Annotated in this window: 9 protein-coding genes and 1 riboswitch; all 9 genes read left to right on the forward strand. The window is 66.6% G+C overall.

Features of this window, described 5'->3' with window-relative positions:
* Positions 1 to 1,186: malate dehydrogenase (quinone) (gene mqo / locus WBQ44_RS14365; RefSeq protein WP_495567349.1), on the forward strand; the 1,186-nt coding region annotated here is incomplete at its 5' end.
* 12 nt (positions 1,187 to 1,198) lie between these two features.
* The gene (locus WBQ44_RS14370; RefSeq protein ID WP_495567350.1) at positions 1,199 to 1,675 is read left to right on the forward strand and encodes a GNAT family N-acetyltransferase; all 477 of its coding nucleotides are present in this window, start codon (positions 1,199 to 1,201) and stop codon (positions 1,673 to 1,675) included.
* Between the two features lie 39 nt (positions 1,676 to 1,714).
* A riboswitch (adenosylcobalamin (AdoCbl) riboswitch) is annotated at positions 1,715 to 1,865 on the forward strand.
* A gap of 123 nt (positions 1,866 to 1,988) precedes the next feature.
* The gene (locus WBQ44_RS14375) at positions 1,989 to 3,920 is read left to right on the forward strand and encodes a magnesium chelatase subunit D family protein (protein ID WP_495567357.1); all 1,932 of its coding nucleotides are present in this window, start codon (positions 1,989 to 1,991) and stop codon (positions 3,918 to 3,920) included.
* Between the two features lie 9 nt (positions 3,921 to 3,929).
* Complete coding sequence (gene cobO, locus WBQ44_RS14380) at positions 3,930 to 4,550, forward strand: cob(I)yrinic acid a,c-diamide adenosyltransferase (RefSeq protein ID WP_495567351.1); 621 nt, start codon at positions 3,930 to 3,932, stop codon at positions 4,548 to 4,550.
* Positions 4,547 to 6,016, forward strand: a complete 1,470-nt coding sequence (locus tag WBQ44_RS14385) for a cobyrinic acid a,c-diamide synthase CobB (protein ID WP_495567352.1) — start codon at positions 4,547 to 4,549, stop codon at positions 6,014 to 6,016. The genes cobO and WBQ44_RS14385 overlap by 4 nt, the downstream gene beginning before the upstream one ends.
* Positions 6,006 to 6,368 (forward strand): cobalamin biosynthesis protein, encoded by a 363-nt coding sequence (locus WBQ44_RS14390; RefSeq protein ID WP_495567353.1) that lies wholly within the window; start codon positions 6,006 to 6,008, stop codon positions 6,366 to 6,368. Before WBQ44_RS14385 ends, WBQ44_RS14390 begins: the two co-directional genes overlap by 11 nt.
* An 18-nt stretch (positions 6,369 to 6,386) precedes the next feature.
* Positions 6,387 to 7,265: a TIGR03619 family F420-dependent LLM class oxidoreductase gene (locus tag WBQ44_RS14395; protein ID WP_495567354.1), complete on the forward strand. Its 879-nt coding sequence runs from the start codon at positions 6,387 to 6,389 to the stop codon at positions 7,263 to 7,265.
* 46 nt (positions 7,266 to 7,311) lie between these two features.
* Complete coding sequence (locus WBQ44_RS14400; protein WP_495567355.1) at positions 7,312 to 8,976, forward strand: DUF7800 domain-containing protein; 1,665 nt, start codon at positions 7,312 to 7,314, stop codon at positions 8,974 to 8,976.
* A gap of 36 nt (positions 8,977 to 9,012) precedes the next feature.
* A partial coding sequence (locus tag WBQ44_RS14405) for an ATP-binding cassette domain-containing protein (protein WP_495567356.1) occupies positions 9,013 to 10,418 on the forward strand: 1,406 nt, incomplete at its 3' end.

Below are 10,418 nucleotides of genomic sequence, written 5' to 3' on the forward strand. Positions count from 1 at the left end.
CAGCTTCCTCAACCCGATCCCGCACGTCAGCTTCGTGCACGGGGAAGACAACGTGAAGTACCTGCGTGCCCGCTACGACGCGCTCGCCCCGAATCCGCTGTTCGCAGGCATGGAATACGTCGACGACCCGGCCGAGTTCACCAGGCGTCTCCCGCTGATGGGTCGGGGCCGTGACTTCTCCGATCCCGTGGCACTCAACTGGAGCGACCAGGGCACCGACGTCGACTTCGGTGCTCTGACCCGCCAGCTGCTCAACTACATCTCCTCGGCCGGTGGCACCGTGCACTTCGGTACCGACGTGCGCAACATCTCCAAGCAGTCCGACGGCACGTGGGACATCAAGCTCGCCAACCTGCGTACCGGCGAAAAGAAGACCGTCAACGCCAAGTTCGTGTTCGTGGGTGCGGGCGGCGGCGCGCTGCACCTGCTGCAGAAGTCGGGCATCAATGAGATCAGCGGGTTCGGCGGATTCCCTGTCAGTGGCGAGTGGCTGCGCTGCACCAATCCGGAGCTGATCAGTCAGCACTCCGCGAAGGTGTACGGCAAGGCGTCGGTCGGTGCACCTCCGATGTCGGTTCCTCACCTCGACACCCGCGTCATCGGCGGCAAGCCAGGCCTGCTGTTCGGGCCGTACGCCGGCTGGTCACCGAAGTTCCTCAAGCAGGGCAAGATCACCGACCTGCCCACGTCCGTCAAGCCGGGCAACCTGATGTCCATGCTCGGCGTCGGCGTCACCGAACTCGGCCTCGTCAAATACCTCATCGGCGAACTCGCCCAGTCCGAAGCCGGACGCGTCGAGACGCTGCGGGAGTTCGCGCCACAGGTCGTCGGCACCGACTGGGAGCTGGTGACGGCAGGTCAGCGCGTTCAGGTCATCCGCAAGAAGGGTCGCGGCGGCGTGCTCGAGTTCGGCACCGCCGTCATCAACGCGGCCGACGGAACCATCGCCGGTCTGCTCGGTGCATCGCCTGGCGCCTCCACCGCGGTGCCCGCGATGCTCGACGTGCTGCAGCGGTGCTTCGCCGATCGCTACGAGACGTGGCAGCCGAAGCTCAAGGACATGGTTCCCTCGCTGGGCAAGAAGCTCGCCGAGGACCCCACCATGTTCCGCGAGGTCTTCGACTGGACATCACAACGTTTGCAGCTGAACGAGACCACCCGGCTCGCTCAGCCCACCGGTGTGTGATAGCAACAGTCGATGACTACGCAAGCAGCTGCACTCAAGCGGTCCTGGGCACTGGACCTGTCCAACAACACTCTGTACGACCTGTTGAAGCTGCGCGTCGAGGTGTTCGTCGTCGAGCAGGCGTGCGCATACCCCGAGCTCGACGGCCGAGACCTACTCGCCGAAACCCGCCACTTCTGGCTCGAGCGTGACGGTGAGGTCGTCTGCACGCTCCGCCTGATGGAAGAGCACGACGACGGTGAGAAGGCATTCCGCATCGGTCGTCTCTGCACTCAGCGGTCGGCCCGCGGCCAGGGCCACACCACGCGAATTCTGCGTGCGGCGCTGGCCGAGGTCGGATCCGCGCCGTGCCGAATCAACGCACAGAGCTACCTCGTCGACATGTATGCCAAGCACGGGTTCTTGCCCGACGGTGAGGAAGTGCTCGAAGACGGTATTCCGCACACGCCGATGCGGCGCGGCGGCGGCAAGCCGTGGAGCGAGGCGTAGCCCGGGCGACGAACCGAGCGCGTCTTCTCGCGCGAACAGTAGTGTTCGTACCGAAGTCGATGCGGGGAAGTCCTGTGCGAATCAGGCGCGGTCCCGCCACTGTGTGCGAGTCGAAATCCGCAGGTAGCGGACTCACTCTTAGTCAGATCACCGCACGGCTTCGTTTTTCGCCCGCCGCTCGGCGGGCACCCGACTTCTCGGCGTGGAGTCCGAGAACAGAAGGAGCCCACACGTGAAGCACGTCGTAACACCGCCGTCAGAACCTGCGGAGCAGTACCAACGCCTGCAGTACGAACGCTTGCAGGACGAACGCTTGCAGGACGAGAGATCCGAGCCCGGCTATCCGTTCACCGCTGTCGTCGGTCAGGATCAGCTGCGGCTTTCGTTGATTCTGTGTGCGGTGCACCCCGGTATCGGCGGGGTTCTGGTACGGGGCGAAAAGGGCACCGCGAAGTCGACGGTCGTTCGAGCGCTCGCTGCGCTGTTGCCCGCCGTCGAGGACGAGCAAGGTGCGCGGCCGGCTCGGTTGGTCGAGCTACCCGTTGGTGCCACCGAGGATCGGGTGGTCGGTTCGCTCGATCTCGAGAAGGTACTGCGCGACGGCGAACGTGCATTTCAACCTGGATTGTTGGCGGCGGCTCACCGCGGTGTGCTGTACGTCGACGAGGTCAACCTGTTGCACGACCATCTGGTGGACGTGCTGCTCGACGCGGCTGCCATGGGGCGCGTTCACATCGAACGAGACGGCGTGTCGCACTCGCACCCCGCGCAATTCGTGCTCGTGGGGACGATGAATCCCGAAGAGGGAGAACTACGTCCACAATTGTTGGATCGTTTCGGCCTGGCCGTCGAGGTGACCGCTTCTCGTGAGGTGGACACGCGGATGAACGTGGTCCGTCGTCGACTGAACTACGAACGCGACCCGTTCGCCTTCGCCGACGAGTACGCCGAGGCGGACGCAGACATCGCTCGGCGCATCGTCGAGGCACGGGCTCGGATCGACGCCGTCGTCCTCGACGATGTCGAACTGCGCCGGATCGCCGCGTTGTGTGCGTCGTTCGACGTGGACGGCATGCGCGCCGATCTGGTGCTCGCTCGAACCGCCACTGCGCACGCTGCGTGGCGAGGTGCGGAGGCGGTACAGGAAGAAGACGTTCGCGTCGCGGCCGAGCTGGCACTGCCGCATCGCCGGCGTCGAGACCCGTTCGACGAACCCGGCATCGACGAGCAAGCCCTCGACGACGCGATGCGCGATGCCGCAGAGCAGGCCGAAGCGCACCGACCGGATCCCGATCCCACCGAGCCGGACCCGGATCCCGATCCCACCGAGCCGGACCTGGATCCCTCGGGCCCCGGCAGCGACGGCGGCGACGAGGCACCGACACCGGCGCCCTCGGATCAGAAGAACAGGCCATCGGGCGCGGGGAGCAGCGAGCGCGAGGCTGCCCAGCCCGGCGCACAGTTCAGAGCACGTGTGATGGAAATTCCCGGCGTGGGGGAAGGGGCGCCGGGGCGCCGCTCGCGGTCCCGATCGCCACAGGGTCGGATCGTCCGCGCGACGCCCGACCGCGACAAGGGTCTTCACCTCGTGGCGACCCTGTTCGCCGCCGCGGAGAATCAGGTCGCGCGAGGACGTACGGCCGGTCGTTTTCGACTCGAGCCGGCCGATCTTCGAGGCGCAGTGCGGGAGGGCCGTGAAGGCAATCTCATCGTGTTCGTCGTCGATGCGTCGGGGTCGATGGCTGCCCGGGACCGGCTGTCGGCCGTCACGGGCGCCGTTCTCTCGCTTCTTCGCGACGCCTACCAGAGACGCGACAAGGTCGCCGTGGTCACCGTTCGTGGTCGTGATGCCGAACTCGTTCTGCCGCCGACGTCGAGTGTCGACATCGCGGCACGACGACTCGGGCGGATGAAGACCGGTGGAAAGTCGCCGCTAGCACAGGGATTCGTCGAAGCACGGGACGTAGTTCTGCGCGAGAAGGTGCGCGATCCGAGGCGGCGAGCACTCGTCGTCGCACTGACCGACGGTCGCGCCACCGGCGGTATCGACCCGGTCGGTCGTGCCCGCGTCGCCGCTGCTCGCCTGGCGGCCGACGGTACTGCGTCGGTTGTCGTCGATTGCGAGACCGGCATGGTGCGCCTCGGCCTGGCTGCGGATTTCGCGCGGCACCTGGGAGGCGGATACGTCCGCTTGGCAGATCTGTCGGCGGAGCAGGTTGCCGATGTCGTCCGCGCCGCGGCCTGAGGGGGAACGATGCCACAGGGAACACCCGCTCCGGGAACGGTGCCGGCCGACGGCCTGACCACCCGTCAGCGTCGCAATCAGCCGGTTCTCGCGGTGCACACCGGGCCCGGCAAGGGCAAGTCGACGGCCGCCTTCGGGATGGCGCTACGCGCCTGGAACCAGGGCTTCGACGTCGGCGTCTTCCAGTTCGTCAAGAGCGCCAAGTGGAAGGTCGGCGAGGAGGCCACCTTCACGGTGCTGGGTGAACTCCACGAGAACACCGGTGTCGGCGGCGCCGTCGAATGGCACAAGATGGGCGAAGGGTGGTCGTGGACCCGCAAAAAGGGTTCCGAGGTCGACCACGCGGCTGCTGCGGCCGAGGGGTGGGCCGAGATCAGCCGTCGGCTGTCGGAGGAGACGCATCGGTTCTACGTTCTGGACGAATTCACGTATCCGCTCAAGTGGGGCTGGGTCGATGTCGACGAGGTCGTCGCGGTGCTGGCGCGCCGCCCGGGTAATCAACACGTCGTGATCACCGGACGCGACGCTCCCCAGGCGCTGATCGACGCGGCGGATCTCGTCACCGACATGCAGAAGGTCAAGCATCCGATGGATGCCGGCCGCAAGGGCCAGCGCGGTATCGAGTGGTGACCTCCCGAGTCGAAGGGTCGTCCGTACCCGCCGTCGTCATCGCCGCGCCGTCGTCGGGTAGCGGCAAGACGACCGTTGCCACGGGGCTCATGGGCGCGCTCCGCGCAGCAGGTGACCGTGTCGCACCGTTCAAGGTCGGCCCCGACTACATCGACCCCGGCTATCACGCCCTCGCCGCTGGGCTACCCGGGCGCAACCTCGACGCCGTCATGGTCGGCGCCGACCGAATCGGACCGCTGTTCTTGCACGGCAGCGCCGGGTGCGACATCGCGGTCGTCGAGGGCGTCATGGGATTGTTCGACGGGAAGATCGATATGTCCGGCGCAGGCGAGGCCTCCGCCGAGGGGTCGACGGCGCGGGTGGCGGCCGCACTGGGTGCACCCGTCGTGCTGGTCGTCGACGCACGCGGCCACAGTCAGAGTCTCGCGGCGGTACTTCACGGTTTCTCGACGTTCGACTCGTCGGTACGAATCGGCGGCGTCGTGCTCAACCGTGTGGGCAGCCCCCGTCACGAGGAAGTCCTTCGCCAGGCATGCGAGCGCGTCGGGATACCGGTGCTCGGGTCGCTTCCGCGCATGTCGGAACTCGCCGTGCCGTCGCGGCATCTCGGCTTGATCACCGCCCTCGAGCACGGCGGTCGAGCGAACGCGGCGGTCGATGCGATGGCCGACCTCGTCCGCGCGCACGTCGACCTCGGTGCCATTCGCGCTCTCGCGCGGTCGTCGGTCACCGGTACGGCCTGGAATGCCAGTACCGAAGTCGGTGGCAGGAAAGTCGGTGGGACGGAAGTCGGTGGGACGGAAGTCGGTACGAGAGACGCCGGGTCGCCCGTCATCGCGATCGCGGGCGGTCCGGCGTTCACGTTCGGTTACGCCGAGCACACCGAGCTGTTGCGCGCGGCAGGCGCAGAGGTGGCCGTGTTCGACCCGCTGACGGATGGGTTGCCCGAAGACACGTCCGGTGTGATCGTGCCGGGCGGGTTCCCCGAGGAGCATGCCGAAGCGTTGGCGGGCAATCGTGAGCTGTTGCGGGACGTGAGGCGGCTCGCCGATCGTCGGATTCCGATTCACGCGGAATGCGCCGGGCTGCTGTATCTCTCGCGCTTTCTGAACGGTCATGCCATGGCCGGCGTCATCGACGTGGACGCAAAGTTCGGCTCGAAGCTGACCCTCGGCTACCGCGATGCGGTTGCACTCGAGGACTCTGTGTTGTTCGAAGCGGGCACCCGGGTCACTGGGCACGAGTTCCACCGAACGATGTTGGTGGAGAGCGGTATCGAACATCCGGCGCCCGCGTGGGGCTGGCGCAACTCGAGCGCCGTCGCGACGCAGCGGACGGTGCGGGAGGGATTCGTTCAAGCAGGGGTGCACGCGTCGTATCTGCACACTCACCCGGCCGGCAGTCCGCAGTCTGTTCGCCGGTTCGTCGACGCATGTTCGAGGTACGCCGCAGCCCATGCCCGTTGAGGTCGTGGTCGGCGTGGGGGCTACCTCGGCGGCGACCGTCACGGAGTGCCTGGACGCAATAGACCGGGTCGTCCGCCCGGAGTGGTTGTTGGTCGGACTTTCGACCCTCGACCGAAAGCGCTCGTTGATCGAGCGGGTGGCCGCAACGCTCGGCGTCCCCTGGTCGGTGTGGTCCGCCGAGGCTCTGGAACGACTCGACGTGCCGAATCCGTCGACGCTCTCGTCGGCAGCGGTCGGCTCCGCGAGCGTGGCCGAGGCCGCCGCGATCCTCGGGAGCAGAGGTGGCCGACTGGTCCGAGAGAAGGTCGCGGCCGGGGGCGTGACCGTCGCGGTTGCTTGCGTCGCCGACTAGAACACGTTCTAATAATGCATGCGCTTCGGATTGGTTCTGTTCACGTCCGACCGCGGCATCACGCCCGCATGCGCCGCCGCGGCGGGGGAGCGGCTGGGGTTCGGCTCCTTCTACGTCCCCGAACACACTCACATCCCGGTGGCACGCCACGCGGCGCATCCCGGGACCGGTGACTCCGCACTTCCCGACGACCGGTACCTCAGGACGCTCGATCCGTGGGTGGCGCTTGCCACGGCAGCGGCCGTCACGTCGCGCATTTTGCTCGGAACGGCCGTGGCGATTCCGGTCGAGCACGATCCGATCACCCTCGCCAAGACTATCGCGACGCTCGATCACCTCAGCGGCGGACGCGTTCGGCTGGGTGTCGGATTCGGTTGGAACACTGACGAATTGGCCGATCACGGGGTGCCTGTCGGGCGCAGGCGAACCATGCTGCGCGAGTACCTCGAGGCGATGCGTGCGCTGTGGTCGGAGGAGACGGCACGGTACGAGGGCGAATTCGTCACCGTGAGCCCCAGCTGGGCATGGCCGAAACCGGTTCGGGGCGGGTCGGTTCCGGTGGTCGTCGGCGCGGCGGGAACGGAGAAGAACCTCGCGTGGATCGTCCGATCGGCCGACGGGTGGATGACGACACCCGGCGAGTCCGACATCGAGGCGTCGGTGGCTCACCTGAAACAGCTGTGGAGCGACGCTCGACGCCAGGGCCGACCGGAAGTGGTGGTTCTGGCGGGGAAGCCCGATCCCGGGCAGATCGAGAGGTGGCGCGAGCTCGGCGTGACCGAAGTGGTGTTCGGGATGCCGGACAGGTCGGAGTCCGAGGTACTGGCCTACCTCGATCGACTCGCCGTGAAACTCGACTCTTCGGCGCCTGGATGGAGGCTGGCCCGCACGCCCTGACCGGCACTGGTGGCGCAGTCGCCGCCGTAGGGGCATCGTATGCACAATGACGTCCACACCGCTCGTGCTCGGCCCTCTTGTTCGATACGTGGGAGCGAACCATGCCACGTTCTGGTTCGAATTCGATTCTCCGGGAACAGTGCGGGTCCGTACCGGGCATGGTGTCGAGGCGCAGGAGGACACGTGGGGGATACACGGCCACCACTACGCCCTCGTCGCACTGGACGGTCTTCCCCCGAACTCACCGGTCGACTACGAGGTCACCTTCGACGGCGTCCCGGTGTGGCCGGAGGCCGGCAAGCGCGCCGCCGTGCACACGGTGGATGCGCACGGACCGGTGACGCTGGCGTTCGGCTCCTGCCGACGCGGCGACAACTACAGCGAGGAATCGGTGAAACGCATCGGCTCCGACGCGCTGGCAGGCTTGGGTACCAGGATGCTGGCGCAGGACCCCGGCGAGTGGCCGCAGGCACTGTTGCTCCTCGGTGATCAGGTGTACGCGGACGACCCGTCGCCCGAGATCATCGACAAGCTCCGTGCGCGGAGGGCAGCGGGTGACGGTCCGGAGAGCGCGCGAGGCACCGACGCCGAGAACGAGATCTGCGACTTCGAGGAGTACTCGTGGCTCTACCGCGAGTCGTGGGGAGCCGAACCCGTGCGCACCCTGCTCGCGAGCGTCCCGACGTGCATGATTCTCGACGACCACGACCTACGCGACGACTGGAACTCGTCGGCGTCCTGGCGGGCCGACATCGTGACGCGGCCGTGGTGGACCACTCGCGTCGTCGGGGCCTTCTCGTCGTACTGGGTCTATCAGCATCTCGGCAATCTCTCGCCGCACGAACTCGCCGAGGACGAACTGTATGCCTCGGTCAGGTCGGCGAAATCCGACGCCGATCGCGAAGCATTGCTCGCCGAGTTCTCGCTCCGCGTGGACGAGCAACCCTCCACCGGTCGGTGGAGCTTCTACCGAGACTTCGGCGACACCCGGTTGATCATGATCGATTCGCGGTGTTCCCGCGATCTCGACCCGAACGACCGCGCGATGGTCGACGAACTCGAGTGGAAGTGGGTACGGGAGCGGGCACTGGAGGCATCCCCGAGGCATCTGCTGTTCGGCTCGTCGTTGCCGTACCTGATGTTGCCTGCGCTTCATAGCATGGAACAGTGGAACGAGTCCGTGGCTCAGGGTGGTTGGGGCAAACTGGCTGCGAAGGTCGGGGAGAAGCTCCGCATCGCCCTGGACCTCGAGCACTGGGCCGCGTTCGGTAAGTCGTTCGGAGACATGGCAACCCTGACGCGGGAAATTTCTCGCGCCGAATCGGCGCCCGCGAGCATCATGTGGCTGTCGGGTGACGTGCACTGCTCGTATGTGGCCCGCGCCGAATTCGGTGTCGGCGGCGGCGCAGTTCCCGCGACGTACCAGCTCACGATGTCGCCGTTCAGAAATCCGCTCAACCTGCCGATTCGCGCGGTCAACCGCCTCGCCATCAAGCGACCGGTCGCACGCATGATGTCGGCGCTCGCGAAGTCCGCCCACGTTCCGCCGCCCGAAGTGGCGTGGGAGGCGGAAGCCGGTCCGTGGTTCGACAACGGGGTGATGCTTCTCACCACCGAAGGGGACTCGGCGCGAGTGCGCGTCGAGCACGCCCGCGTCGACGCCGAGGGCACGCAAACGCTCGACACCACCGCAGAACTGTTGCTGACCTGAAAAAAGTCTTGACCCGGTGACATAGATTCTTCTCTTGTGGCGCACCTGGAACTGACCGAAATCGACTACTTCCTCCCCGACGGAAGGCAATTGCTCAGTGGGATCGGATTCCGGGTGGGCGACGGTGCGAAGACGGCATTGATCGGGCCGAACGGAACGGGCAAGACGACGCTGATCCGCATCATCGCGGGCGACATCGAACAGGACGAGGGTGCCGTCACTCGCTCGGGATCGCTCGGGGTCATGCGCCAGTTCGTCGGCCAGCTTCGCGACGACTCCACCGTGCTCGATCTGTTGCTGTCGGTTGCCTCGCCCTCGGTGCGGGCCGCGGCGACTGCCCTCGACGCCGCCGAGAACGCGATGATCGAGGCGGACGACGAGAAAACACAACTGAAATACGCCGGCGCACTGTCGGATTGGGGCGACATCGGCGGATACGATCTCGAACCCTTCTGGGACAAGGTCACCACCAGTGCCCTCGGCATGCCGTTCGACCGGGCCAAGTGGCGTGCGGCGTCCTCGCTCAGTGGCGGAGAGCAGAAGCGCTTGGTACTCGAAGCATTGTTCGCCGGGTCCGACCGATTGCTGCTTCTCGACGAGCCCGACAACTACCTGGACGTACCGGGAAAACGGTGGTTGGAGAAGACGATTCGCGAGTCCGACAAATCCGTGTTGTTCATCAGCCACGACCGTGAACTCATCGCCAACGCCGCGACGCGAATCGTGACCCTCGAACCCGGTTTCAGCGGCGCGACATCCTGGGTGCACGGCGGCGGCTTCGACTCGTATCACGGTGCCCGCGAGGACCGAAACGCGCGGCTCGACGAGTTGCGTCGCCGATGGGACGAGGAACGCGTCAAGCTGCGGGCTCTGGTCCTGCGGCTCAGGGAGAAGGCGAAGTTCAACGACGGTGTGGCCGCGCGCTATCACGCAGCGCAGACGCGGCTCGCCAGGTTCGAGGACGCGGGACCACCCGAGGCGGTTCCGCTGAAGCAGAACGTGACGGTGCGGCTGCACGGGGGACGCACCGCGAAGCGAGCGCTGGTGTGCACCGATCTGGAGCTGACAGGTCTGATGAAGCCGTTCGACGCGGAGGTCTTCTTCGGTGACCGACTGGCGGTGCTCGGGTCGAACGGTTCGGGCAAGTCTCACTTCTTGCGGTTGCTCGCTGCGGGCGGGACCGATCCGGACCGCGAACACGAGCCGGTTCAGGAGTTGGCCCTCGCGCCGGTGCCGCACGACGGTAAGGCCGTGCTCGGCGCCAGGGTGAGGCCCGGACTGTTCGCCCAGACACATACCCGTCCCGATCTGAACGGCAAGACTCTGCTCGACATCCTGCACATGGGGAACGAGCACCGCGACGGAATGGGGCGGGAAGCAGCGAGTCGAGCGCTCGACCGCTACGGCCTGGCGCGCGCAGCCGAGCAGCTCTACGACAACCT

Origin of the sequence: Rhodococcus sp. (in: high G+C Gram-positive bacteria) (genome assembly GCF_049591685.1) — a bacterium.
In the GTDB taxonomy this organism is placed as follows: Bacteria; Actinomycetota; Actinomycetes; order Mycobacteriales; family Mycobacteriaceae; genus Rhodococcoides.

Bases quoted from the DNA above. Each gene is read 5' to 3' on its own strand.
- WBQ44_RS14370 (WP_495567350.1), top strand. From the start codon at position 1,199: ATGACTACGCAAGCAGCTGCACTCAAGCGGTCCTGGGCACTGGACCTG.
- WBQ44_RS14400 (WP_495567355.1), top strand. From the start codon at position 7,312: ATGACGTCCACACCGCTCGTGCTCGGCCCTCTTGTTCGATACGTGGGA.
- WBQ44_RS14390 (WP_495567353.1), top strand. From the start codon at position 6,006: ATGCCCGTTGAGGTCGTGGTCGGCGTGGGGGCTACCTCGGCGGCGACC.
- WBQ44_RS14395 (WP_495567354.1), top strand. From the start codon at position 6,387: ATGCGCTTCGGATTGGTTCTGTTCACGTCCGACCGCGGCATCACGCCC.
- cobO (WP_495567351.1), top strand. From the start codon at position 3,930: ATGCCACAGGGAACACCCGCTCCGGGAACGGTGCCGGCCGACGGCCTG.